This is a genomic window from Paenibacillus aquistagni (genome assembly GCF_900177815.1).
GTDB lineage: Bacteria > Bacillota > Bacilli > Paenibacillales > Paenibacillaceae > Paenibacillus_B > Paenibacillus_B aquistagni.
Genome location: NZ_FXAZ01000001.1, coordinates 1,621,192 through 1,647,681 on the forward strand (window position 1 = coordinate 1,621,192; position 26,490 = coordinate 1,647,681).

Annotated in this window: 27 protein-coding genes; 1 reads left to right on the forward strand and 26 read right to left on the reverse strand. The window is 46.0% G+C overall.

Annotation, left to right across the window (positions count from 1 at the left end):
- Window positions 1-57: 57 nt before the first annotated feature.
- The 20 genes from B9Y93_RS07620 to B9Y93_RS07710 form a co-directional block, all read right to left on the reverse strand.
- Complete coding sequence (locus B9Y93_RS07620; protein WP_244903310.1) at window positions 58-1,689, reverse strand: helix-turn-helix domain-containing protein; 1,632 nt, start codon at window positions 1,687-1,689, stop codon at window positions 58-60.
- 106 nt (window positions 1,690-1,795) lie between these two features.
- Complete coding sequence (locus B9Y93_RS07625) at window positions 1,796-2,812, reverse strand: ABC transporter substrate-binding protein (RefSeq protein ID WP_085493692.1); 1,017 nt, start codon at window positions 2,810-2,812, stop codon at window positions 1,796-1,798.
- 254 nt (window positions 2,813-3,066) lie between these two features.
- The gene (locus B9Y93_RS07630; RefSeq protein ID WP_085493693.1) at window positions 3,067-3,348 is read right to left on the reverse strand and encodes a stage VI sporulation protein F; all 282 of its coding nucleotides are present in this window, start codon (window positions 3,346-3,348) and stop codon (window positions 3,067-3,069) included.
- Window positions 3,349-3,427: 79 nt separating this feature from the next.
- A complete protein-coding gene (locus B9Y93_RS07635; RefSeq protein ID WP_085493694.1) occupies window positions 3,428-4,459 on the reverse strand; it encodes an NAD(P)H-dependent glycerol-3-phosphate dehydrogenase in 1,032 nt (343 codons plus the stop codon).
- Window positions 4,449-5,063 carry a glycerol-3-phosphate 1-O-acyltransferase PlsY gene (plsY, locus tag B9Y93_RS07640; RefSeq protein ID WP_085493695.1) on the reverse strand — a complete coding sequence of 205 codons (615 nt, stop codon included), beginning with the start codon at window positions 5,061-5,063 and terminating at the stop codon, window positions 4,449-4,451. Before plsY ends, B9Y93_RS07635 begins: the two co-directional genes overlap by 11 nt.
- A gap of 11 nt (window positions 5,064-5,074) precedes the next feature.
- Complete coding sequence (gene der / locus B9Y93_RS07645) at window positions 5,075-6,397, reverse strand: ribosome biogenesis GTPase Der (RefSeq protein WP_085493696.1); 1,323 nt, start codon at window positions 6,395-6,397, stop codon at window positions 5,075-5,077.
- A 72-nt stretch (window positions 6,398-6,469) separates the two neighbouring features.
- Window positions 6,470-7,084, reverse strand: a complete 615-nt coding sequence (locus tag B9Y93_RS07650; protein ID WP_085493697.1) for a hypothetical protein — start codon at window positions 7,082-7,084, stop codon at window positions 6,470-6,472.
- A gap of 96 nt (window positions 7,085-7,180) precedes the next feature.
- Complete coding sequence (gene rpsA, locus B9Y93_RS07655) at window positions 7,181-8,386, reverse strand: 30S ribosomal protein S1 (RefSeq protein WP_085493698.1); 1,206 nt, start codon at window positions 8,384-8,386, stop codon at window positions 7,181-7,183.
- A 109-nt stretch (window positions 8,387-8,495) separates the two neighbouring features.
- Window positions 8,496-9,086 (reverse strand): lysophospholipid acyltransferase family protein, encoded by a 591-nt coding sequence (locus B9Y93_RS07660; protein ID WP_085493699.1) that lies wholly within the window; start codon window positions 9,084-9,086, stop codon window positions 8,496-8,498.
- A gap of 3 nt (window positions 9,087-9,089) precedes the next feature.
- A complete protein-coding gene (cmk, locus tag B9Y93_RS07665; RefSeq protein ID WP_244903311.1) occupies window positions 9,090-9,791 on the reverse strand; it encodes a (d)CMP kinase in 702 nt (233 codons plus the stop codon).
- A 161-nt stretch (window positions 9,792-9,952) separates the two neighbouring features.
- Complete coding sequence (locus B9Y93_RS07670) at window positions 9,953-10,213, reverse strand: hypothetical protein (RefSeq protein WP_085493701.1); 261 nt, start codon at window positions 10,211-10,213, stop codon at window positions 9,953-9,955.
- Window positions 10,214-10,354: 141 nt separating this feature from the next.
- Window positions 10,355-11,008, reverse strand: a complete 654-nt coding sequence (locus B9Y93_RS07675; RefSeq protein ID WP_085493702.1) for a flagellar brake protein — start codon at window positions 11,006-11,008, stop codon at window positions 10,355-10,357.
- A gap of 470 nt (window positions 11,009-11,478) precedes the next feature.
- Window positions 11,479-12,816 carry a germination protein YpeB gene (ypeB, locus tag B9Y93_RS07680; RefSeq protein WP_085493703.1) on the reverse strand — a complete coding sequence of 446 codons (1,338 nt, stop codon included), beginning with the start codon at window positions 12,814-12,816 and terminating at the stop codon, window positions 11,479-11,481.
- A gap of 110 nt (window positions 12,817-12,926) precedes the next feature.
- Window positions 12,927-13,076, reverse strand: coding sequence for a hypothetical protein (locus tag B9Y93_RS24535; protein ID WP_169027933.1), 150 nt, complete (start codon window positions 13,074-13,076; stop codon window positions 12,927-12,929).
- 114 nt (window positions 13,077-13,190) lie between these two features.
- The gene (gene prsW, locus B9Y93_RS07685) at window positions 13,191-13,934 is read right to left on the reverse strand and encodes a glutamic-type intramembrane protease PrsW (protein ID WP_085493704.1); all 744 of its coding nucleotides are present in this window, start codon (window positions 13,932-13,934) and stop codon (window positions 13,191-13,193) included.
- 151 nt (window positions 13,935-14,085) lie between these two features.
- A complete protein-coding gene (locus B9Y93_RS07690; protein ID WP_085493705.1) occupies window positions 14,086-14,694 on the reverse strand; it encodes a genetic competence negative regulator in 609 nt (202 codons plus the stop codon).
- Between the two features lie 296 nt (window positions 14,695-14,990).
- The gene (locus tag B9Y93_RS07695; RefSeq protein WP_085493706.1) at window positions 14,991-15,449 is read right to left on the reverse strand and encodes a hypothetical protein; all 459 of its coding nucleotides are present in this window, start codon (window positions 15,447-15,449) and stop codon (window positions 14,991-14,993) included.
- 85 nt (window positions 15,450-15,534) lie between these two features.
- On the reverse strand, window positions 15,535-16,362 hold the full coding sequence (locus B9Y93_RS07700; protein ID WP_244903312.1) for a metallophosphoesterase: 828 nt from the start codon (window positions 16,360-16,362) through the stop codon (window positions 15,535-15,537).
- 16 nt (window positions 16,363-16,378) lie between these two features.
- Window positions 16,379-16,744 (reverse strand): hypothetical protein, encoded by a 366-nt coding sequence (locus tag B9Y93_RS07705; protein WP_085493707.1) that lies wholly within the window; start codon window positions 16,742-16,744, stop codon window positions 16,379-16,381.
- Window positions 16,741-17,331 (reverse strand): CPBP family intramembrane glutamic endopeptidase, encoded by a 591-nt coding sequence (locus B9Y93_RS07710; RefSeq protein WP_085493708.1) that lies wholly within the window; start codon window positions 17,329-17,331, stop codon window positions 16,741-16,743. Before B9Y93_RS07710 ends, B9Y93_RS07705 begins: the two co-directional genes overlap by 4 nt.
- 669 nt (window positions 17,332-18,000) lie before the next feature.
- Here B9Y93_RS07710 and serA point away from each other — a divergent pair.
- A complete protein-coding gene (gene serA / locus B9Y93_RS07715; RefSeq protein WP_085493709.1) occupies window positions 18,001-19,590 on the forward strand; it encodes a phosphoglycerate dehydrogenase in 1,590 nt (529 codons plus the stop codon).
- 158 nt (window positions 19,591-19,748) lie between these two features.
- Here the strand turns inward: serA and B9Y93_RS07720 are convergent, their stop codons facing one another.
- From B9Y93_RS07720 to B9Y93_RS07745, 6 genes are all read right to left on the reverse strand, one after another.
- Entirely contained in the window at window positions 19,749-21,194 is a 1,446-nt protein-coding gene (locus B9Y93_RS07720) for a HAMP domain-containing sensor histidine kinase (RefSeq protein ID WP_085493710.1), read from the reverse strand.
- 1 nt (window position 21,195) lies between these two features.
- Complete coding sequence (locus tag B9Y93_RS07725; protein ID WP_085493711.1) at window positions 21,196-21,912, reverse strand: response regulator transcription factor; 717 nt, start codon at window positions 21,910-21,912, stop codon at window positions 21,196-21,198.
- A gap of 69 nt (window positions 21,913-21,981) precedes the next feature.
- A complete protein-coding gene (gene ccsA, locus B9Y93_RS07730; RefSeq protein ID WP_085493712.1) occupies window positions 21,982-23,235 on the reverse strand; it encodes a cytochrome c biogenesis protein CcsA in 1,254 nt (417 codons plus the stop codon).
- A complete protein-coding gene (gene resB, locus B9Y93_RS07735; protein WP_085493713.1) occupies window positions 23,232-24,902 on the reverse strand; it encodes a cytochrome c biogenesis protein ResB in 1,671 nt (556 codons plus the stop codon). The genes ccsA and resB overlap by 4 nt, the downstream gene beginning before the upstream one ends.
- A gap of 16 nt (window positions 24,903-24,918) precedes the next feature.
- A complete protein-coding gene (resA, locus tag B9Y93_RS07740) occupies window positions 24,919-25,452 on the reverse strand; it encodes a thiol-disulfide oxidoreductase ResA (protein WP_085493714.1) in 534 nt (177 codons plus the stop codon).
- Between the two features lie 178 nt (window positions 25,453-25,630).
- Window positions 25,631-26,374, reverse strand: a complete 744-nt coding sequence (locus tag B9Y93_RS07745; protein ID WP_085493715.1) for a pseudouridine synthase — start codon at window positions 26,372-26,374, stop codon at window positions 25,631-25,633.
- Window positions 26,375-26,490: the final 116 nt, after the last annotated feature.

The following is a 26,490-nucleotide window of genomic DNA, read 5'->3' on the forward strand; positions in this document are numbered from 1 at the left end:
AATACTTATCCGGCAGCCGACATTTTTTGCAAGGATTGTGCTAGCTGCTTGCTTGCGCTAACCTAACGCATCTAAGACGTCCTTTATTTTTTGCAAATGAGAGAGCACCCCATAGTTCATCCAGGTGAAAAAATCCACTTCGTAAACACAGCTTGTCTGTACTGCTCGTATGGATCTCCACTCAGGCGTTTGTGTGATCGCTCGCTCCTCCTCTGTATACCTCGAATGACCCTTGTCAAAAGTGATAAAGAGATGGTCTGCTTGAAGCATAGGCAGCTCTACCATGGACAACAGTATTTTCCTCTGCTGCCTCGTGCGCCTCAAGACAAAAGGATCCGGAGCCAAACCAAGATCCTGATGCAGGATGGGACCTGTATAACCATGCTCGCTGCTCGAATATAAGCTGATGCTGCCAGCGGAGATGCGAAGAAAAGCAACGGTTTGCCCATTCATCTTCTGCTTCAGGCTCAACTTGGCTAAGCTTGCTTTATGCCGGTACTCATCAATGATGTTCTCAGCTGTCCCCCTTTTCCCAAGCAAATCTGCCACTGTTCTTAATGTCAGCTGCCAATTCTCACCGAAATGCCTAACGACATAGGTTGGGGCAAGCTTCTGCAGGCTTTGCGTAGAGAACCACCGATCTGAGCCTCCATCAAGCACAATAAAGTCAGGTTTGTAGGAGCTCAACTGATTGACATCTTTCTTACATAGATCATAAGCAGGCACATGACAGAGGTTAAGATAATCCTGCTTGCCCCAGCGGTCATGACTGCACTGCATAACGGGCGTGATGCCAAGCGCCATCAAGAAATCTTCTAGGAAAGGGGCAAACACACGCACATTCTCTCGATGATTGCGGCGATACTGGCCAGGAGAGATGCCAATGTCCTGTTTGAACTTGCGGCTAAAATAATGCTCATTCGCAAAACCAACCTGATCTGCAATATCAGACAAGCGATCATGCGTGACCAGCAGCAGTTTCCTCGCCTGAATCATGCGCTGCATGTTGATAAACTGCAGTGGATTTTGTCCTGTCAACTTCTTAAAGATACGAGAATACTGCCAACGAGGCACCTTATACCGATCGGCAAGCTCATCTACAGTCAGTATATCGTTGTAATGGAGCTTAATATAAGCGATTGATCGTTCAACGGATTGCTTCATACTCTCTTCAAAGCTCGGTGCTTTATTTTGCTGCAACAGAAATAGCAGCAGCTCTTGAAAGCGCACCTGTACCAGAAATTGCTCAATGGGATCTTGGCTGTTCTTGTATTGATCCATTTCTTCCACATAAGCCACGACCTGGGAGAATGGCTGACCATGCAGCTCACCTATGCGCTGCAAAGCGGTTGGCATCGCAAGCTTAGCATTCCTTTGATTATGGGATGATGGGCCATCTGGAGATGATACCCATTCTACAGCCCATTCCAATATAAAGAGTTGAAAATCCTCGGATTCACTTCTGATGGCTGCTTGATTGCAGGTAGATACGATATACGTTCTTCCTCGACTCAATCGAATGGATGCACCGGGATAGATCAACTGACCTTCACCATGCAGTACCACGAGCAAGCTAGATGTCTGCTTCAATTCAAATACCATCTTCTTGTTGTCTAGTGAAGCCATGTGCTTGACGTTCGTTAGTCGATAAATCCAAGGATGCTTATGAAAATCATTGAAGCTAACCATAACTATACTCATCCCTCTTGTTGAGAATTATTATCAGTGTAACTATATATAAAAAAAGAAAGCGAATCAACAACAAGTTGATCGCTTCCTCTTCAGCATTATTTCGTTATGGTACCATCCACTCGATGAGATCATCCGCCTTCTTCATGTTGGCAACAACAGCGCCTGATTGCCAGTGCGTTCGCTCCGCTCTATACACATGTCCGGCCTTTACGGCAGGAAGGGACTTCCAGAGCGGGCTGTCAAGCAGCGACAGCACATCTCTATTCTCCTTAGAGGCCCAAGTTCCGTTGGAAGGGAATATAATGATATGATCAGCATTAAGCTCAGGAATCTTCTCCTCTGATAAAATCGCTTGAGAATCTGTCATGTCACGAACAAATGGATGTGGAGTTAATCCCATTTCGCTGTAGATGCTGCCCGTATAGCGATTGTTAATACCGAATAAAGCAAGCGTCTTATCTCCGGCATTCAATCGAAGGACTGCTACCGTGTCTTCATGGACAGCTTGAACGAGCTTGTCCTGGGTATCATTCATTTTCTTCGTATATTCCTCCATGACCTCTTCACCTTTTTCAGGCATATTTAACAGTTCAGCGATCTTCTTAACGATTTGTGCTGGTTCTTGAAGAATTGCTTCTGGCAAGCGATAAGTAGGTGCAATCTTGGAATACTGTTCATACTTGGCTGCGTCGACTGCTCCATCCACAATAATGAGATCCGGACTAGCCTCCAGCAATACTTCCATACTGCCTGTAATATCGAAGGTCGGCACATCGAGATTCAAATAATCCTGCTTGCCCCAGCTAGGATGATACCACTGCATGACTGGCGATGTCCCTAGTGCAGTTAAGTAGTCCTCCAAATAAACGCCCATTACTCGTTTCGGATTTACAGGTATCGTAACCTCACCGAACTCATCTCTCACCACTTTTGTTGCTGCTGGCTCTGTTTGGCTAGACTCCTGCATGCTTGCTTGTCCTTTTTCAGAAGCTGAGGCTGTCGAAGGCGAATTCTCTGTTGTCGCCCCTTGAGATGCCCCGCAGCCTGCCACAGCAATCGCCATTAGCAGGATGAACAGTGCCCTGAATGGCTTTCGTGTTATTCTTTTAACTCCAAACATATGTCCCCACTCCTATAATACACTTAATAGGTATTGTGCATGAATATCAATGATAATCATTCTCACTAATACATGTTTCATTTTACCTTGACTCCTTACCTACCACAATACACATTTTCGATCATTTTTTTATACAAATTTAAATGTCTGCCTAATAGCCGAAGCACTTAAAGTCCGGAAGTACAGTATCCGTTAGCAGCACAAAAAAGGCGACAATGTCGTAACATTATCGCCTTCTTCTATGTCGATTCACTTTATTTCTTTTTCATGAGAAGTCCCATTAGCGATTCAAGATTGCCCGCATTCATCCCGCTCTTCTTAATCGTAGAGACGATATCATTAACCGTTGATTCGGTAACGGGAACCTTGGCCATCTGCGCCACCTGCTTAATCAACTGACGAAGCTGAGCTTCATTTTGCAGGGTAGAGGCATTAACCGAGCTCGCTACTTTCTTGATTTGATTCTCAGTAATAGGCTTCTTCACTTTTTTATTAATGGCATTAAGCGCATCTTTGGGAACTTTGCCGTTACTCATATGGACCCTCCCTGGCTTTGTACTCCGTATAGTGTATGTACAAAAGCTTAGAGTGGTGAGCCCAGTCAGCCCTCAGCCATTAGATCCACTTGGTCTGCGCAACATCTTCCTGCTCATTTTTCCGAACACGGCCCATCAAGAGCTCTACCCCTGTCTTAGGCGCCATTCCTTCAAACAATACATGATAGAGCACGTCAGCAATCGGCATCTGCACCTGATACTGCTTGGCCAGCTGGCATGCGGCCTTCGTCGTCCGAATGCCTTCAACCACCATACCCATATTCTCAAGCACCTCAGCGAGTGCCTTGCCTTGTCCAATCATATATCCCGCACGCCAATTCCGGCTGTGCTTACTTGTTGAAGTAACAACGAGGTCACCCACGCCTGCTAGTCCTGCAAAGGTCAATACGTCTGCTCCCATCTCCACGCCTAAACGCGCGATCTCCGCAAGTCCACGCGTAACTAACGCCGCCTTCGCATTGTCTCCATAACCTAGCCCGTCCGATAAGCCTGCACCAAGCGCAATGATGTTCTTCAAGGCGCCCGCAAGCTCAACACCGACCACATCGCGATTGGTGTACACTCTAAAGTAAGCATCATTCATGAAGACAACCTGTGCCTTGTCCGCCGTCTCCTCTGAGGTAGAGGCTACAACGACCGTCGTCGGCCGCTTCATGACTACTTCTTCCGCATGACTTGGTCCAGACAGCACCGCAATCTGATCCTCACGACATTGAAGCTCTGCATGAAGGACTTGCGACATCCGCTCCAAAGTCTCGATCTCAAAGCCCTTCGTTGCATGGATAACCGTCATGGCATCTGACACAAACGGCTTCATTTGCTTCGCTACCTGCCTCATAGCAGAAGATGGGGCTACGACAAGACAGAGCTGCGCATCCTTCATAGCCTCTTCGATATTCGTTGTGGCAACAATCCCCGGATGGAGCGTACTGCCTGGCAAATACTTTGAGTTCGTGTGCATCGTGTTGATCTCGTCGGCCTGTTCTTGACTGCGCGTCCAGACCATCACCTTATGCCCGTTATCCGCGAGCACCTGACATAATGCCGTCCCCCAGCTTCCCGCAACGATTACCGCAACCTTATCTGACACGAGATACGCCTCCCTTGTTAGACCCTAGTCGATTCTCTGTACCCTGCACCAGCTTCTTAATATTTGTTCGGTGTCGGTATACCGCAAAGACAAATAAAAGGGCACTACCAAGAATATTGCTCAGATGATCCCCGTAGATCCACATAAAGATCGGCGTCAATCCGGTAAAAATAAGAGAGCCTAGTGATACATAACGCTTCCACACAATCGCAAGTATGGCAATAATGCCGGCAATAAGAGCTGGAATAAAGGAGAGCATCGCAAGCACACCGATCGTTGTCGCGATTCCTTTTCCACCGCGGAACCGAAAAAAGATCGGCCAGTTATGCCCCGCTATCGCTGCAATACCGCAAACGACAGGCACCCAATCAGCATCAGCCACCAGCCGCCCGATCACGACGGCAACTATGCCTTTAAGAGTATCCAGCAGCAGCACACCGATGGCAGGACCCTTGCCCAGGACACGCAGCGTATTAGTTGCTCCTGCATTGCCGCTGCCATGATGTCTAATATCAATTCCTTTTAACCATTTTGCAATAAGTACACTAAAGCTGACAGAACCCAATAAATAACTGCACACGATCGCAATGATTGGCAATGTCACGTTCGTCTCACCTAACCTTCATCTGATTTTCTGCGAGTAAACAGCCTAATCGGTGTACCCTCAAAATCAAATGAAGCACGAATCCGGTTCTCCAAATAGCGTTCATACGAGAAGTGCATGAGTTCTGGATCGTTGACAAAAATAACGAGTGTTGGCGGCTTCACCGATACCTGTGTAACATAATTGATGCGCAATCTTCTGCCCTTGTCCGTTGGCGGCGGGTTATAAGCCACTGCATCCGATACAACATCGTTCAACAAGTGGGTAGAGATACGCTTCGAATGCTGCTCTGCCACATGCTGGATCACAGGGATCAGCTTATGCAGGCGCTGCTTTGTCTTTGCAGACAAAAATACAATTGGCGCATAAGACATAAACAGGAAGTGGTCACGAATGGACTGCTCGAATTCCTGCATCGTACGATCATCTTTTTCGACCGCATCCCACTTATTGATGACAAAGAGCGTAGCTTTGCCTGCCTCATGGGCGTAACCAGCGATATGCTTGTCCTGCTCAATAATGCCTTCCTCGCCGTTAATGACGACCAGCACAACATCTGCACGCTCAATCGCCTTCAACGAGCGCATAACACTGTACTTCTCCGTAGTCTCGTACACTTTGCCGCGCTTACGCATTCCAGCAGTATCGATGATGACGTACTTCTGTCCGTCCTTCTCGAACGGGGTATCCACTGCGTCACGCGTCGTACCGGCGATTGAGCTGACAATAACACGCTCTTCACCTAAAATCGCGTTTACCAAAGAGGATTTCCCTACATTCGGTCTTCCAATCAATGCGACCTTAATGACATCTTCGTCATATTCATCATCTTTTGGCTCAGGTAAATTCTCAATGACCGCATCCAACAGATCGCCAATACCTGTCCCATGTGAACCAGAGATTGCGATCGGATCGCCAAAGCCGAAGCTGTAGAACTCATAGATGTCATCCATACGGTTCAGATTATCTACTTTATTGACAGCAACAATAACTGGCTTGCCAGAACGGTAAAGGATCTGAGCAACCTCTTCATCCGCCTGCACAACCCCAGACTTTGCATCACACATAAAAACGATAACGTCCGCTTCCTCAATCGCGAGCTCCGCTTGCATGCGAATAGAGCGCAGAATTTCATCTACGCCGTCAATTTCAATTCCGCCGGTGTCAATGATGTTAAACGGCTTCCCGCCCCATTCACCTGAACCGTAAATCCGATCTCTCGTCACGCCAGGCTTGTCTTCTACAATTGCCAGTCGGTCGCCGATGATGCGGTTAAAAATCGTGGACTTTCCAACGTTCGGACGCCCGACGATGGCAACAACGGGTTTTGCCATGCAGTTCACTCCTCATCTTCTAAAAGCATATACACGTACTTCATCATATCAAAAAATGTTCGGATTGGCTAACTATTCCGAGCTTCTAAGCCCGAAGAATTGTTGAAAAATCATGATCACTGCTGCACAGCAGCGCGCCGTGCCAAAGGCCAGCCACCATACATCAAAAGTCGACAAATTCCCAAGCGTTATGCCATTCATCCCAGTTACTCTCCATTGGATAAGACCTTCGCCAATCCATAAGCTGATCGTCAGGATCATCCATTGTCCCCTCACAGTAGGCGTGGACAATAAAGCAACAACACCCGCAAACAAAGCATAACCCCAAAGAGGGATAATTGGGATGAATCCTCGACCTGAATAACGCTCCATCTCCAAAATAAAATAACAGCAGGTAAGGATCATCATATGAGAAAAAATAAGCAGCTTCGATCCAGTATCTTGCTCGGAACGAAGAAAGGTTCTGCCTCCAAGCAGGCCAACACCCCCCCAGATCAGCCAAGCAGCATTAATCTTGAAGCTGTATAATGCCAATTCATACCCAGAGAGAAGCAGCCATAAGGCCATCATTACAATGAGCAGCACAGGAATGCTTTGATCAAAAAGCAAGCTCCCCCATCCTGTAAGCACAAGAACAATCAAGCAAAGAACAATAATCATAGAGAGCACGCCAGGCAAGTATTCCATGCTTCTTCCCTCCTTCAAAGCTTAGTATTTGAAAAGGAGAGAAAAATAATCGGCGGGCTTCAAGTCAGCCCGCCGATCGTGATCTGATTCAAGATATTATTTAAGCTTGTTCAACTTGTCTCCAAAGCGCTCAGCAAGCGTAAAGCTCATGCTTTCGTTGCTCAAGGACACGTTCGGATTATTCAGGTTCTGCTGTTGCTGCTTTGCCTTCTTCTCTGGCTTAGGTGCAGCAGCTGGAGCTTCTTCTGTTTCTTTGATGCTCAAGCTGATGCGTTTTTCGGCAGGGTTGAAGTCCAGCACTTTCACTTGAACCTCTTGGCCTTCCTTCAGAACCTCGAATGGCGTTCCAATGTGGCGGTGTGAGATTTGGGAGATGTGCACAAGGCCTTCAACACCGGGAGCAACCTCAACGAATGCACCGAAGTTGACAAGGCGCTTTACCGTACCTGTAATGATATCGCCAATCTTGAACTGCTCTGCAGACGTTTCCCAAGGACCAGGCAATGTTGCTTTAAGGCTCAAGCTGATCTTGCCGTTGCCTGGATCTACTTTCAGTACTCTAACCTTAACCTGCTGTCCTTCTTCAACTACATCAGAAGGCTTCTCAACATGATGCCAAGCAAGCTCGGAAATATGAACGAGACCGTCTACGCCGCCAACATCAACGAATGCGCCGAATTGTGTCAAGCGTTGTACCGTTCCTTCCAGCTCTTGTCCTTCCTGCAGGCTTTCAAGCACTTGCTGCTTGTTTGCTTCGAATTCAGCATCAAGAACATCTTTTTGAGAGAGAATCAACTTGTTGTTCTCACGATCGATTTCTTTTACTTTCACACGAAGCGTGCGGCCTTTGTAATCACTGAAGTCTTCAACAAAATGACGCTCAACCATCGAAGCAGGGATGAATGCGCGAACGCCTACATCTGCAACAAGACCGCCTTTTACGACGTCTGCCACAACAACTTCGAATACCTCTTGGCTGTCAAAGCGTGCTTGAAGAGTTTCCCAAGCAGATTCACTGTCTACTTGACGCTTCGATAGAACCAAACGTTCTTTGTTGTCATCTACGCTAACAACCTTCGCTTCAACCTCTTGACCAACTTCCACAACATCAGAAGCCTTGTCAACAGTCAAGGAAGACAATTCGCGTACTGGAATAATACCGTCATATTTATATCCAATGCTTACAACTGCTTGATCATCGTCGATTTTGACAATTGTACCTTTGACGGTATCTCCTTTTTTGACAGCAATCATATTATCCATTGCTTCTTGTTGCTCGTTGACTTTTGTTTCCTCAGACATGTCATAACCTCCTCGATTAGAACCCCATTTATAGAAACCTGCATGATTGCAGTGTCCATAACCATGAGCATACAAAATAATACCTGTAGTATCTTACCAATAGTGCAAATTATGCACGAGTTCCTTGTTCTTCCTGCAAGATACGATGGATGTGCTCCATGATTCGTTCTGTCGCCTTCTCCAACATATCACTGCTCTTTTCTTCAAGAATGTCGGTCATGTCGATCGCAGGACCATAGACAACTCTTGTCTTGCCAAATAACTTATAGGAGCCCACGACGGCAACCGGAACAATGGCAGCACCGCTTTTCAGCGCGATCATCGCAGCGCCTTTTTTGGCAGCTGCACCGCCCGTATTGCGGGTTCCTTCCGGGAAGATTCCCATCATCTTGCCTTCTCTGAGAACTTTAAGGGCCTGCTTGATGGTATCCTTACCTACGCCGCTGCGGTTCACAGGAAATGCCCCGAGCTTCGCAATGATCGATCCAAGTAACGGCACGTCAAAAAGTTCCTTCTTGGCCATAAAGCTGATAGGCCGCTTTATGAATACGCCGATCGCAGGAGGATCCAAAAGACTAATATGGTTGGAGCATAGAACGACGCCCCCGGTCTTCGGGACATAATGCAGGTTCTTCGCTTCAAGCCGGAATAATAGTTGATAAATAATCTTAAGTAAATTTTTCGCAAAAGTATAGAACATCAGCTATTGTTCACCCTCAATTCGCGACAACGTCTCCTTGACCATCAGCTCTACGATCTCGTCAATCGACATATGTGTTGTATCAAGAAGCAGCGCATCCTCCGCTTGTCTAAGCGGTGAAATGACTCGATTCTCATCTTGCCGATCGCGTTCTGCGATCTCGTGCTTAAGCTGCTCAAGGGTAACCTCTGATTTGTCTTTCAGCTCAGCATAGCGCCTCTTTGCCCGTTCGTCTACCGAAGCTGTCAGGAACCACTTGAATTCCGCTGAGGGAAGAACGATTGTCCCAATATCGCGTCCGTCCATGACGATGCCTTTCTTCGTCGCAAGCTCACGCTGCATCGCAACCAGCTGTTCTCGAACATCTTCATGCTGAGCAAATTGTGAAGCCATCAGACTGATCTCAGGAGTTCGAATTTGACGAGTCACATCAAGCCCATTCAGTAATACGCGTTGGCCATCTTCACCAGGCAGCAGCTCAATACGTATATCTTTCATTGCCTGCTTAGCCTTGCTGGGCTCAGATGGTCGAATTCCTTGTTCAAGCATATGTAAAGCAACTGCTCGATACATCGCGCCTGTATCAATATAAATATATCCTAGCTTACGGGCAACGTGTCTTGCAACGGTGCTTTTTCCTGCACCAGCAGGTCCATCAATCGCGATGTTAAAGCGAGTATTCTTCTGCTGATAAAGTGTGCTCAAACCGGGCCTGTCTCCTCTCATCCATCATCCGCATAGGTATCGGAGCCCACCTCAAACAAAAAGCAGGCTTTGCCTGCGGACGTGAAAATTATACCACACCTTGAAAGGGGATGCAAAATAAGAATAGCCTCCTTGCGCACAAAGACAGAGGCTTCAAGAGTCTATTCACGCTGTATCGTCTTAGCATAAGGAATCCCTTCAAGCTCCTCTACAGGGCACAGCCACTCTCGAATATCCGGCTGAAGCAGCAGCGCTTGAGCGATAACACATAACACAGCAAATGCAACGAGACAGCGAGCGATAATGCGAATGATGTGATCCCACCACTGAATGAGCATTGCGTGCCATTCACGATCACTTATGTTTCTCCGATTGTGATCTTTATCTTTCCGATGCGCACGTTTACGATGTTGTTCCTTCAAGCTGCCTCACCTCTCGCAGTCATCATTACGAGTAGTGTGTCATATGCTCACATATCCTATGCATAAAAAGAAGGAATCCTGTTCGAACACATCGCTCGCTGACTTATGAGATAAAAGCTCGAAGGTTCGATTGCCTCACCTTTATCCCTTTAGCCGTTTGCGATCCTCGATTTGCTTGTCGAAGCAGTAGCGAATAATCTTCTCACGATCTCCATCCATAATGGCTTCAAACTCCACCATGATGAGCTCTGTCACTTCGGTCCTGAGTTCGGTTCTTACTATGCGCCCTCGAAAAGAGATATAGTCATTGCCCGCTGGCTTTTGCGGAATATACAGCGTACAGGTGAGCGCTTGATTGCTTTTCATGCCCCATCTCTGCTGTGCCGTAAAGGACAGCCCTCCTCCACTGATATCAATTGTGCGCACCTCAAGCGTCGGCTCATCATCTTGGTGCACCTTCAGTTCCAGATCAGCTTTGACACGCAAGTAAGCTCGTCTTTGCAGCTTCCTTAATTCCTCAGCCTTCGGCTTCGGTACGGCAAGCATGACAATGCCATCCTGTTTGCTTCCAACCACCTTTGCAAAAAAGGAGTGCTTCATTCCCTCCTCCTGAACATATTCGATCTCGAGCCGTTCGTGGCTGAACTTGCTGCTTCTTGCTGTTCCCTCTTGTATCGGGAGCTCAAACCATATTCTTTTATCATCGACCTCTGTTACCCTTGCCTTATAGACTCCATCCCCTGGTGCAGCAGAATCTGGAGTGATAAAGAGCATATCATTGATTTTGGGCAGCATTGCAACGTCCTCCTAATGACCCCATATTCATTCAATCATCCTTTATCCTCAAATACAGTTGATGGTATGTAAGGATGATGTTTGCTTTAATAGTCCATTATACCTATTTAATTATAGGCAATGAAGAGGAGGATGGGAATATAAATTTTCTGTCCTACTGAATTCTTCTCATTCTTATACGTTCAATTCACTTCAATGTCTCGTTTCCTCCACATTTATACAGCCTCGCTATGCTATATTAAAACTTGATGAATACGAGGAGGTGCGGATATGAGTACTGGGCATTCATGCGTGGGATGGAAGAGCTGTAAGCGCCTCAATCCAATCTAGACGCCTGATCTATTCCTGATCAACATGAAGGTTGTCCATAAGAAATGTGCCAATCTATACATCTTTACCTAGAGCCGTAGAATATCAAAAAAAACGCAATGGCCATATTTTGCTGACCATTGCGTTAGTTCTATTCATCATTAGCTTGATACGGGTTCAATGCTCTCTTCGAGACCTGTATCTGCATTAATGTAAATTCGATACCCTTGTTTGTCAAACGAACCGCCAAATTCATAGCAGAGCACTTTTTGCGACACTTCATTGTTAATCAAAGCTAGGCGGGAATAATTCACCTTCATATCCGGGTTCACATGTGAAAGGGCTTCATCCTTCGTAAGCTTCGGCTTCAGATTAACCTTCGTCTTGTCCGCATGATGATACACATAATCTGAGGCCTGCAACCCCGTAATCTCGCCATTATCAAGCGCAACGCGCACCTGCAGCTGCTTTGGATACATATAGATCCCATTTTCTACAGGGACAAAAGTCAAGCTCTCGATATTGTCGTTTACTTGATAACGAACGGGCTCCATTTGGGGATAGCCGTGTTTTTTCAAAAAGCGCGACGCGCTCATCATCGCATCATCGTTAGAAATGTCCTTTTTATCCACGTTGCGTGAATTAAAATAGGAGAGAAGCTGTCCTTGAAGCGTAAAGTCAAGGCTGATCTTGCCGTTGCCATCCGTGCGCATTGCACTAACCGTATACGTCTCATACTCCTTGGAATTGCCATTCTTCTGCACCTTGATATCCTTCACTTCATAAGCTCTTAAGAACTTCATCGCTTTGTTCTTAACATCCTGCTCGCTTATAGGCGGCCCTTCTAGCATTCGCACTGAACGCTTCGCATAAATGCTTGCGACTGAAGGCCCCCAGTTAATCTCTGGATATTGTCCAACCTTGTTGTCCACTGTCTTAAAGCCATCAATAATCGTATTGTCATTGATCTGTTTTTCGGTGGCAATCGCGGATTCAACATCCATCCATCTGAGATTTTTATCTATGACACTTTTCTCTACCTTCAGCAAGTCATCGGATATTTGCTTCGAGTTGGCATATAACGTTTTTAAGGTTTTCATTTCATCTTGGTTAAGCGGCTCCTTCGTCATATCGCGAACCGCAGCGCGATAGGCAAAGTTCGAGATGCGAGACAAGAAATCCTCTGTCTGGCTGAATGGCATTAAGGTCAGCGGCAATTGATTGATTTCGTTTTGCGCCTCACTCGTTAAACGCCACACATTAACCAAGCTTTTGCGATGCATCCCTTGTGAAGCAGAATGCACAGCCAAAGTCTGACCCAACTCATTATGTAGCTTATTCATGTGATAGGACAGGTCGTGGAAGGCACGCTGATATTGGTTTTCTGCTTTTAGCAAAATGCTGTTTTTCTCTTGATGCTCCTGATAGCCCCAAATGACCGCTCCTATTAAAAAAAGCGTGACGATGGGAAACATCACCGCACTCAATCGTTTATACATGAACACACATCTCCTCACACAGCAAATTAGACGATTTAAGGCTATTTTGCTAGTTATCGAGTATCTTTATGCATTCATGGTTACGAAGGCAATGTTTCACACATTCACGCTTACCCATGCTGTTCTTCAATCATGAACTCTTCGCGGTTATCGCAAAGGCACTGCTTGAAGCCTGTTTCAATCTTTCCTTTTTCCCGTTTGCCGCGCAAAATAAATTTCTCACCGCAGCGCTTGCAGCGTATGGTTACCTTTACTCGCATCTCTTGTGCAGCACTCCTTCTTTATCCATCTAAACCCACCTCATAATCGTTAAAAGGACGTTTAGGTGTTGTCCAGTCAATAGAAGTATGCCCACAAGATATTTTTTCCAACCGTTAAGACGGCAGGTTGCTTGAATCATCCTCAGCCTTCATTAAGCGAAACGGAGATCTTAAATTAGCCCGCTTCACCTTCCCCATGCCAAAATACCACAAGAACAGCATCAGCGGCACAATAAACCAGAGCCAATTCGTCATCGTCAGCATGATCAGATCATAGATTCCATGCCAAAAAATAGGGATAAGCAAAGAAAAACATAAGTATCTTTTCTCAAGATGACCTTTGGAGAACTTCGCCTTGCCCATGTAGTAGCCCATCAGAACGCCAAATAAAGCATGTCCCGATACAGGCAGCAAGGCCCTCACCAGCAAGAACCCAAATGATGCAGGATTGGATAATGCATACATCACATTCTCAACTGTGGCAAAGCCTAATGAGACAGCTACTGCATAAAGAATGCCATCATAATGTTCATCGAATTCAATATGGTTGTAGATTAAGTAATACAGCACAAACCACTTTACCGTTTCCTCTACCCCAGCAGAGATCAAAAAGGAGTAGCTGAGCGGATGGCTGCCCCATAAGCTAACAAAACCATGCTGAATCGCCATAATGGGAAGCACAATCAGGAATCCCACAAGAAATATTCGGAGCACCATTACAATGGGCTCGGAAGCATAAATGTCTTTTAAGTAAAAGTAAACCAACAGAGCGATGCCTGGAGCAATTGCTGCTGTTAATATGGCGGCAATTGGAGTGGATATTGTTATGGACTCTAAAGCTGCATCAACGTAGTTCAAGCTAACATCACTCCTTTATCGACATCATCATGTCTTGCCCCTTCGATGGACACCTCTTCACACGAACATGCATATAGTAAACATGCAGAAAGCAATAGAACAGCAAAAAGGAGCGCCAACCCCATGGCTGAGCACTCCCTAAGCGGTGTACTTATACACTACGCGGTTTGAAGTGTTGAACCGTAACCGCGATTGCATCTTCTGCAATAATCACTTTCCCATATTCCTCCAGAATTGCCGTAGTGACGGAAGTCGCTTCACCATATTCTGCAAGAATTGCGATCAGGGCTTGCAAGCGGCTGCCCTCTAGAGTTGCTGGTTCAACATGATATATCCATTGGCCGTTATATTGATAAAGCGCCCCGGATACGTCGAATTGACCGTGCACTCCATGAGCTGCCTCGATGAAATCATCAAAATCACGGAAGGCAAATACAACCGTATCGCTTTCCTCTAAAGTAACTTCCATCTCGTATACATCATCCAGCTCATCATCTTCAGCGGCTTGAGCCCCTTGCCAACGCGTGCGTGTGACAATCACGACCATGCCTTGGGCTGGCATTGCGTATACTTCAACGGCTAATGGTCCCGTCGCATCAAATCCGAGTTCTGTATATGCTTGATCCATCATCTCTGCAAAAAGATCCTGCAGCTTAGACATTTCCTTCCACAGGTCTTCCCGCTGGATCCCGCGTTCTGATAGGTCGTCGAACGTAAGAAAAATACGGATTTTATCTTGGCTCAATCGTTCGATCTTCATGACAGGACCCTCCTTTACTACTCCAGTTATAACAGATTATGAAGCAACATATAATATGTGCTGAAAATGGTTCTATGTAAAACATGTTATCATTATTTTTCAGCTTTTGCACCTACTATTATTAAAAACCTCCGCTTCTACCATCATATGAGAAGAATACAAGAAAAAGCCGTTGAAATATTCAACGACTTTTTCATTCGTATTCAAGTACTCCTTAAGAAGCCCTATCCCTACATCGATTTGATGTTATGACGGCGATGATGGCGCTTCTTTCTTCTGCGGACAAGCTCAGCCTTTCAATGGGGCGTCGCTTGACCTCCCTTATTGCGTGCTGAATCAATGGACTTCACATCTGTATGCGTGTGGCTAACTGCAGAAACGTGGGGCTTTGCAGTCCCGCTCTCACGCATGATGGCATCAACTTGGCGCTTCACTTCAGGATCACGCTCAATAAGTTCCTTCACATGCTCCAAGGTGTAGGATGGCTGTGAAGAGGATTGAGTCGTGGAAGATGTGCTGGCAGCTTTGGATGAAGAACCAGAAGAACCACCCGCCATTTGAGAAGCATCTGTGTTTGTGGCTACCTGGAAGGCTGTCTCCATCACTTTTCCTTTTGCTTTGCCCATCACATCCGTGACCATATCTCCAGCTAATTGGATCTTGGATTGAAGATGGGAAAGTGATCGGCGATCTGCCATATACATGCCGGTTAATGCACCAATCGCCATACCTGCGATAAATGTTGTGATTCTCACCGCTGTTCCCTCCTTAAGGATTTAGGATCAGTTGTAGTGTGAGCACAACACGGGTCCCACATTCGCTTCAATTTTAGGAAAACGTTCATTTGGAGCGTAGCGTTATAAAATGCGCCTCTGGACTGGAGAACAATCTCAAAGGCACATGTGAGGTGCCAAATCCTTGGCTTATGAATAATCTTAGGGGAGTTGTCCCCTCTCTCGCAATGTCATACCAGCCGGCTCTATACGTGCGGTACATGGCTCCTGTGCGTATCGGGCCATAAAAAGGGATATTGATCTGTCCGCCATGGGTGTGGCCACAAAGCAGGAGTTCCACTTCGGATGGGATAGGCTTTTTAATCACGGCTGGATCATGACTGATCAATATGGTGCAGTGAGGTTCTTGGACCACTTCTTCCATTGCACACGCAAGATTGGTTCTTCCTGAGCGAAGATCATCTATGCCAACGAACCACAATATACCATCATCTGCTTCACAGCGCATCGCCGCATTGTCAAGAATGCGAATGCCAAGCGATTCCACTAGATTATCAAGTGTTCTGGTATCCGCCTTATTGTCATGATTGCCATGCACAAATACAGCTGGCCCGAGTTCCCTCAGCCGCTCTAGATTCGCCTTGCAGCAATCAAATGAATGTCCCCGCTCAATAACATCTCCACCAATGACAACAAGCGCTGCTGCTTCATGCGCATTGATCTCTTCCATATGTGCATCGGTAAGACGCCTAAGATGCAAGTCACTAATAAAAAATAGCCGGGTGCCATCAAAAGCTGGATGTAATCCTGCAAGCGTAATTGTCTCTTCGGTTACTTGGAATCGGCGCGCCCATAGATACATAATCAGGAGCAGCACACATCCAAGCAACATTGCGGTTGCCAAGCAAATGATCAATAGGTCTATAAAGAACACTCCTTCACTACCCTTCTCATGCTACCATATGACGCCCCCATAATAACAATGATACCAACACCGCCAAGAAGATAATAAATAGGAGGTTGTAGAACCATTTTGTAATTTGGGTATAATTCGAAGGAAACAGTTCTTTACGAGAAGGCAGCTCACTCTCGGCAGCCCCTTTTTCCTCTAACAGACGCTGACGTTCAAGTTCTTGTTCCATCTCAATAATCTGTCGCTCAAGTTCCAATTCCTTGAACTTTTGCTCCCGGCTTTCCTTTAAGCTCTTCAACGCCTGAAGAGCCGGACTATTCTCTTCATCACCGATCGATACGTTCGCACCATTTCGTCTTTGTTCGTCTGTTTGATAATAAGATGTCCACTGCGTCTTACTCATACTTCCCTCCGGTATCGAAGAATCAATCCCATAATGAGATCAATAATAAAATGAGCCGTTATAGGTGCCCATAGCGATTCCGTGTATTGATAAATGTAACCTAGACCGTAGCTGATACCAAAAACCATTGCAGTTGGAATCCAATGCTTCAAATAACGGACATGAATGGCCGCAAATACAATGCTCGTCCAATAGATCCCTAATGTGTGCTGAATCGCCCCCCGAAACAACAACTCCTCACAAATGCTGACTATTAGCGCAATAGCGACGATATGCCATACAGGACGTTCACGGAATAGTCGCTCATTAATGCCCCCGTCGTCTGTTGCTTCCTCAGGAACAATGCGCGACACGATCAGATCGAGGATAATCGCAGCCGCAGCAAAAGCAGCTCCCCATACAAATGGCGTCGACGATATTGGAATGTCGAGCAATGCGATTGGATTTCTTCGACTGAATAGGATCCAAAAGATTGCAACAACTAGCGTAATCGCTTGTGTCAAATATAAATTCAGCAGGAGCATGCGATCATCTATCTGGTCGATTTGCACTTGCCTTGTTTTAAATTCATTCCATTTTTTCTTCATGCCATCCCTGCCTGTGCTTTATTTCATATCATTTTCACTTCTTTTTCTAAAGTCTATCATAACGCACAAAAGTACAAATGTCAGTTTCGTTCGACAATATTCTTATTAGACTGTCTTAATGTGTAGATTCCCTTCTGTTTAGCGACAAATTCCCCCTTACTCATTTTTACAAGGAATACAATCCCATTACCTTCGTTTTTTACAATCACCTCTGCTTCCAACACCTGTAATGTCAGCAGTTATTTTCATTCATCTTTATGATTTCTTAACAATAACATATGATGTTGTTAATATCATTCGTGTTTTAACCTATTGACAGAGGGTCTTAGGCATGGTACATTTAGTAAAAATTTCATGAGTTAGAAACGATGAAGGAAACGAACCGTGATGATGTCCTCAGAGAGCCGATGGCGGGTGTGAATCGGTGGCAGCATGACAAAGTTCCAGCATTCCAGAGTTATTGAACTGAAAGTCTAGTGACGATTAGGTCCAATCGAGTAGAACCCGTTAGCGTTCTTGATCTTCAATAGAAGATCCCAAGGGTAGCTGTGCGAACAGTTATCGAAAAAGGGTGGCACCACGAAACCAACTCTCGTCCCTTACTACGGCCGTAGTATGTGATTGAGAGTTTTTTTATGCATTTATTGCGTTTACTAAGGAGGAATTGCCATGTTTAAAGTATTAGTATCTGATCCAATCAGCGATTTTGGTATTCAATTATTGATGGACGCTCCGGATGTCACTGTTGATAAGAAGCCTGGGTTATCTGAGGATGAGCTTATCGGTGTGATTGGAGAGTACGATGCGCTGCTCGTGCGAAGCCAGACAAAAGTAACCCCTCGCATTATGCAAGCGGCCAAGAAGCTCAAAGTCATTGGACGTGCAGGTGTTGGTGTCGATAATATTGACTTGGACGCTGCAACCAAGAGCGGGATTATCGTGATTAATGCTCCTGATGGCAATACCATCACAACATGCGAGCATGCCTTTGCTATGATGATGGCACTTGCAAGACATATTCCACAAGCTTATGTAAAGACGATTCAAGGCACATGGGATCGCAAATCCTTTGTTGGCGTTGAGTTGAGAAACAAGACGCTCGGTGTCTTGGGCATGGGACGCATTGGCAGTGAAGTTGCCAAGCGCGCCAAAGCATTCGGCATGGAAATCATCGGTTTCGATCCGTTTATGACTGAAGAACGCGCAGAGAAGATCGGGGTTAAGCTCGGAACTGTTGATGAGATTATTCGCCAGGCTGATTTCTTGACGGTACATACGCCGTTGACAGCGGAGACGAAGCATATGATCGCTAGACCGCAATTCGAAGTCATGAAGAAAGGCATGCGTATTGTCAATTGTGCGCGGGGAGGAATCATTGATGAGCTCGCGCTTGTAGAGGCAATTGATGAAGGCATTGTGGCTGGAGCTGCATTTGACGTCTTTGAAGCGGAGCCGCCGCAGGCTGACCATCCGTTCCTTACTCATCCTAAGATCATCGTGACGCCGCATCTCGGGGCATCCACGATTGAAGCGCAGGAGAATGTTGCCATCGATGTATCCGAGCAAGTCCTGCATATCCTTCGTGAAGAGCCGTTTAAAAATGCGGTGAATATGCCGCCAGTACCTGCTACAGTCATGAATAAGATTCAGCCTTACTTTGGTCTGGCTGAGAAGCTTGGGTACTTCACGGCACAAATGTCAAAAGGACCATTGCTTGAAATCGTAGTCAATTATTCGGGTGATCTTGCGGAAGTGGATACGCAGCCTATCACGCGCTATATTGTGAAAGGCGTGCTTCGCCAGCATCTCGGCTCTGATGTCAATGTTGTCAACTCCATGCATCTTGCCAAAGTAAGAGACATCAATATTATTGTGCAGCAATCTTCTGTCGCCAAGGGCTTTACAAATCTGCTATCTGTAACGCTTCGTACGAACGAAGAGGAGCGCCATGTTGCAGGTACGCTGCTGAACGGTTATGGCGAACGCATTGTTCAGATCGACAAGTATCCTGTAGATGTTGCTCCTGAAGGCCACTTGCTGCTAGTTAAGCATAATGACAAACCAGGCCTAATCGGTTCTGTAGGTACTTTACTTGGCGACAATGGCATTAACATCGCCACGATGCAGGTTGGACGCAAGATCGTAGGCGGTTCGGCAATCATGGTTCTGTCTGTCGACAAGATCGTTACTGCAGAAGTGATTCAAGCACTCAAAAATATTCCAGATCTAAACAAAGCAAAAGAAATCGTATTCTTCTAGAATCGCCAAGTGTTTCACGTACAACAATATTTAAGGTGATAAAATGACGTTTGTCGTTGGCAAACGTCATTTTGCATGCTTCAGGCACATCTAATACTCTTCATCCTCGACAAAAAGAAGCCTGCCTATTGGCAAGCTTCTTTAATCGTTGTCCTTATTCACATAATCATCGTTTCTTCAACAATAGGTGACACTGGTATTCCAATCGAGAAGGTCGTTCCTTTACCAAGGTCGCTGCTAACCTGAATAACCCCTTTATGAGCTTCTACAATATTGCGTACAATGGCGAGGCCCAAGCCTGTTCCAGCTGCCGTGCCTCTTGTTCTCGCTTTGTCTGCCTTGTAGAAGCGTTCAAAGATGTACGGAACATCTTCCTTCGGAATGCCTTGTCCGTGATCTTGAATGTGAATCCACACCCTCGCTTCATCCTGAAGTGTTGCAGGCACGTAATAGGTGCGCAGAATGATCGGTTCGCCAGATTGAGAATGTCTAAAGGCATTATCCATCAGATTGGTCATCACCTGTTCAAGCCGGTCTTCATCAGCACGCTCTAGCTCAGGCAAGTCCTGTTCACATTGTGAGACAATGCCAATATCTCGTTCACTAGACAAGACATTGTATTTGCGAGTTACCTTATCAATAATACCATTTACCTCTACTCGACCCCAGTGCATCTGCATGTGACCTGCTTCCATTCTCGCTAGATCAAGCAAATCTCGAACTAAGCGGCCCATTCGCAGCGACTCGTCATGAATGACCTGAACAAGCTCTTTTCGTTCTTCTGGAGAAGAAACAATGTCGTCGAGCAGTGCTTCTGAATAACCTTGAAGCATGGATAATGGTGTTCTAAGCTCATGAGAAACATTGGCTACAAAGTCCTTGCGAAGCTTCTCAAGCTTCACTTCTTGCGTCACATTACGGAGCACGGCAACGACGCCCCGGACCCGATCTGAATTATAAAGAGGGCCCATCACAACAGACCATACTTCTTCCTTCACATGTATCCGATCCGAAACTTCGGTCGCTTCCTGAAGGACTTGCTGATAGAGCGCACGAAGCGGTCCAGGAACTGCGTTCGTATCCGCAGCTTCCTCCTCATCCCACTCCAGCGAGTTCCATCGGCTTAGATTCACTTGTCCATGAGGATTCGCAAGCAGCACATTACCATCAGCATCGAACGTTATCACAGCATCCGTCATGCTTCGCAGGATGCTGAACAGATGTTCTTTCTCTTGATGAAGATCCTGAATGACAAATTGCAGCTCCTCAGCCATATGATTGAATGTTCTTGCCAATTCTCCAAGCTCATCCGTGGAGCGGATCTCCACTTTCTTCGTATAATCACCCTGTGTTATGGTATCGGCTGCTTCCTTAAGCTGCCTTAGCGGTTGCGTAATCTTCGTAAATAAGAAAAAGGCAAAAAAGGTCGTAAGCGAAAAACCAATAATCGCCGTATAAATAAACAGTCGCTTAATATCATTTGGATGGGCAAAGTTGCTGTCTATGTAAGGCAGCAAATAAATGCCTAGAAACAACAACACGCACGCCACAAGCCCAATAATCGTCATCCACAGCTTACCAACAACACTTCGCCAAAAACTCACGTTATTTAGGCACCTCTAATTTGTAGCCGACTCCCCATACAGTCGTAATCATCGAAGCCGCTTCCGGAGATACTTTATTCAGCTTCTCACGAAGTCTCTTCACATGCGTATCGACAGTGCGAAGGTCGCCAAAAAATTCGTAATTCCAAACATCTTTAAGCAGCTCTTCTCTCGAATACACTTTGTCCGGGGACACCGCAAGATAATGCAATAGCTCATACTCCTTCGGCGTCAAGCTGATTTCTTGGCCTCCCGCTGTTACGCGGTGAGCATCATGCTCAATCACAAGATGAGGGAACACGATATTATTGCTTGTCTTCGAATCACTAGATAAGTAGGCAGTCGCAGAAGAGCGTCGAAGCACTGCCTTCACGCGATAAATGACTTCTCGCGGGCTAAAAGGCTTGACAACATAGTCATCTGCCCCAACTTCGAAGCCTTGCACCCGATTCATCTCTTCACCTTTTGCAGTGAGCATAATGATCGGAGTGGATTTGACTTGGCGAAGCCTTGTTGTTACCTCAATGCCGTCAATGCCTGGCAGCATCAGGTCAAGGAGTATCAAGTCAAAATCTTCATTTATGGCTCGACGAAGAGCTTCTTCTCCATCCTCAGCCTCCGTAATGGCAAACCCTTCTTTTTCTAGGTACATTCTCAGTAGTCTTCTGATTCGTTCCTCATCATCAACAACGAGTATACGATTCACGTGTTCGGTCATGAAAATACCCCTTTCCAGATCGGTAACGTGCATTGATGTTAGCCTCAATTAACTTCCATGACTTGCTGCTTACACGCCTGCATAGGAATGCAGTCCGGAAATAATGAGGTTCACCCCCAACAAGGTAAACATCACAATAATAAATCCGATCACGGACAGCCACGAGGACTTGGCCCCAATGTAGCCGCGTGATAGTCGGAGATGTAAATATGCACTATAGAATAGCCACGTAATCAGCGCCCATACTTCCTTCGGGTCCCACGCCCAGAATCTTGACCAGGCAATCTGAGCCCATATCATGGCAAAGATGAGCCCTCCTAGCGTAAATACAGGAAAGCCAATGGCATTCGCTCGATAGCTGATCTCATCAAGATCTTCTGGATCAAGCCCAGACAAGAGAGGCTGCAGCGCTCTTGCGATCGGCTTGCGAATAATGAGTCTTACAATACCATACAACAACAGCCCTGATAGGATGGACCATGCTACTGTATTCAGCTTTCTTCCCGCCTGAGCGCCCTCCATCCACTTAGGAGCTTCCAGAAGCGGCAGCTTAATGCCTAGGAGCTTCTGATCTTCTTTCACTTCTCCTTGATATGGAGCAATGAGAGGTGGCATTTTATACATAATTGTTTCTATTGTACTATTGATCTGACCCTGATTGTCAACTGTCTCTAGCCTTTGATCAATAGCAACCTCATAATCTGCCGAACGATAGCCAAACACCACTGCAACAAACCCTACAATGATCATGATCAGCACCATAATAACTTCGAGCGAACGCTGTGCACGCTTGGCAGATGAATTATCCCACTGAACGGTTCGAATTAAGTACATGAGTCCCGCAACGAATCCAATTGCGAAGAATGCTTCACCAGCAGCTGCCAGGGTTACATGGATTTTCAGCCAAATCGAGTCCAATTGAGGAATAAGCGGCTGAACTTCACTCGGGAACACAGACGCATACGCCATAATGAGCACGGCGAGCGGAAGTGCAAATACCCCCATAACATAGGAGCGATAGATAAAGAATATAACGATATAAGCGCCGATGATCATCATCGCTAAAAATGACATAAACTCATACATATTGCTGACAGGAATGTGTCCGCCGCCAATCCAGCGTGTAATAAAATAGGCAAGCTGAGCAACAAATCCAAGAAGGGCTATACTAAAGGATATTCTTCCCCATTTTTGTTCATGTGCTGCGGGATCTTTGGTTTTCATTTTCCGTCCGGCAACTGTAAATACGAAGCTGATAAATCCAATACAGAACAAGAAGAATGCTACAAGATACGAATCCTGACTAAAGGCTAACCAGTTCACGCCTTATTCCCCCCACGATCAATTGCCTTGCTATCCACTTCCATGCTTATCTCCTGCAGAACGCGTGCAACCTCATGCCGTAGGCCATACCAATTCTTATTCGTATGGGCACCAAGGACAAGATGATTGCCGTCCAACTTGAGCCACATTCGTCGATGCTGCCAATAGAAGCCCATTACCAAGCCGATCATGCTGATCGCCGCGCCAACCCATATCCAAGGAAGCGCAGTATCTTTTCGAACATTAAGATAGCTCTTGGAGTCTGATATCGTTACATCGTTCATGGATTCCACGTCGATGATGATATGCTGCATGATGTCCTTGTTCAGTACATTTTCTTTGAATCGCAGCTTGTCTTTTTGCAGCGGAAAGTACATGTAAGGCTCACCATGCGCTTCAAGCCCTGGGCCTCTCACTAGAAACACAAATGCTGGAGCATTAGGTTCTGGCGATTGAGTCCTTGGCTCACCGTTCTCGTCGAGCGTAAAGTCTAGATACTTTTCTTTGAGTTCGAGTGTATATGGACCGATCTCATAAGTGGAAGCCGTATTGCTCATTTGAACCTCAAAAGAGCCGAGCACTTCACCGCTACTGGCATCTTTTAGGACCGGTTTAACAGCTACAAGCTTAGGTGTAAGGTCAAAGTCGTATTGATATACCATAAGACCATCGTATTCCAAAGGATCATTGACTCGAATGTCATGCTTTGCTACCTCAACGAGCGTCGGCTCCTTCACGGGATCATCACAGTCAGCCGTGCATCGGAACAGCGTTGCTTTCGTCTCAAACAGCTTGGGCATGATCCTTCCTTCTTCTACGAATTGTTCAGGCATCTCTTCATCGCTGTAGTATTCAACTGTAAACTTATCGTTCTGTAAATAATACGAAGTGTCAGGGATTGGCTGAGGCGTCCCCTGCGGAAAAGCTGCATAATATTCCATATGCCATCCAGGAATGCTCCGAGCCAGCACCGCTAACAAAAAAATGATGAGTCCGATATGATTAATATAAGGTCCCCAGCGGCTGAAACGATTCTTCTCAGCCATCAGTGCTCCATCTTCTGCAATTAACCGATAGCGCTTCTTCTTTAATGCGCTTCCAATCTGCTCCAAAGCCTCTTGTCCGGCAATCCCTTCTGGCAGATCAGCATCGACCACCACACGCTGGCGCTTTAGGAACTGGTCGTGCTTGCGAACCTTCTGCTTATGAAGCGCTCGATATAAAGGAAGCACCCGATCCAAGCTGCATATGACAAGAGAAGCTCCAATCATCACAAGCAGCAGAATAAACCACCAAGATTCGTATGTATGAGACAAACCAAGCAAATAATAAATATGCCCAAGCGTCCCGTAAGTCTCCTTATAATAGATGGAGGCATCCAAGTTAATGAATTGGCTTTCCTGCGGATAGATGGTACCAAGCGAAGCGCCTATTAATGTAATGACAATCAAAATCACGGCAATTTTTACGGAGGAAAAGAAGTTCCACACCCTATCAATGATTCCGGGATTGGCCTTTTGAGATTTGCGCGCAACGCCATCATAGCGCATCTCAAGGATCTCTGTGCTGGAATTCTCCTCGGTCAAAGGCTTGCCGCAATGCTCGCATAATACGGTTCCCAAAGCATTCTGATGCCCGCATTCACACTTCGTGTTCTGAAAGGCCATAACAAGTCCCCCCCTATCACGATGAGGCTGCATCGATCATTTGCATTAGATAAGCATCCAGCTCTTCAGCGGTTACTTCTCCTTGCTTGATCGCATGCACCTTGCCGTCAGGCTGAACAAAAAAGGTAGTCGGTAGGGGGCGAATGCCAAAGGCTTTGGCTGCCGTCTTCTTGCTGTCAAGCCACATTGGGAATTCCACGCCCATCTTCTCGATAAAATTCGATACGACAAGCGCATCTTCTCCATAATTGATGCCGACAATGTATACGCCCTTATCCTTCCACTTCTCCCAGGCGCTCTGCATAGCAGGCATCTCCCGCTTGCATGGCTCACACCAGGTTCCCCAGAAGTTGAGCACCATAATACTGCCCTTATAATCGGAAAGGGATTGAATATCACCGTTCAACTCTTGGAGCTTGATGTTGGGCACAGAGCTGCCCACAACTGGCACTTCATTCGATTGAAGCAACGAAGGAACGATCGCAAATCCACCAATGATTAGAATGACCGCAAGAATGGCAATCTGTACAACTTTGTTGCGTTTTCCCATGAAAGATCGCCCTTTCTATGAATTGTTTCACAAATGAGCAACGATTTCGTGACAATTCTACGACATCGTTTCCATCCATTATAATCCATTAGCAAGGGCTGACCTCTTCCTTAATATGAAAATTATGTGTCATAGATTGACAAATTTTAAACTTTAGGCAGTCGTCATCTCGACCGCGCTATTGCTTCGTATCCTTGTCAATCTTGATGGACTGCTTCAATTCATTAACCTCAGACTTGGTCAACTTGCGATGAGTGCCTCTAGCAAGCCCTTGAAGCGTAATATTGGCGAACTGCACGCGCTTTAGCAGCGTTACCTTATGTCCAATCGCCTCGAACATGCGGCGAACCTGACGATTCTTGCCTTCATAAATGATCATGCTGATTGTCGCTTCATTTTTGTCGGGATTGACGTCATAATACTCCACCTCTGCAGGCTGAGTCATGCCATCTTCAAGCATAATCCCCTGCTTCAGCTTGTCTAAATCGTCCCCATGCGGAACCCCTTTAACAGTCGCCAGATACATTTTGCCTACATGATGCCTAGGATGCATCAAGCGATTGGCAAGCTCTCCATCATTCGTTAATAAGAGCAGACCCTCTGTGTCATAATCCAATCGACCGATCGGATACACACGCGTCTTAATTCCTTTAAGGTAATCCTTAACGGTTTTGCGTCCTTCTGGGTCCGACATGCTCGTAATAACACCTTTTGGCTTATAGAGCGCAATGACAATCTTCTCAGGCTGCCTGAGCGGTCTTCCATTAATTGTAATCACATCTGTATCCGGATCCGCCTTAACCCCAAGCGTCGTAACAACCTTATCATTAACTTGAACTTTTCCTTCAAGGATGTATTGTTCACACTTGCGCCGTGACGCCACACCTGCATTTGCTAAGATCTTCTGAAGTCTTTCTTCCATGTTTGCTATTCACCTCAACCCTTATCATATCTGTTTGTGAACAAGACCACAAGCGAAAGTTCAAACTTTTGCCTTATATTGACGAACGCCTCCAGCATTAAGCCAGAGGCGTCGGA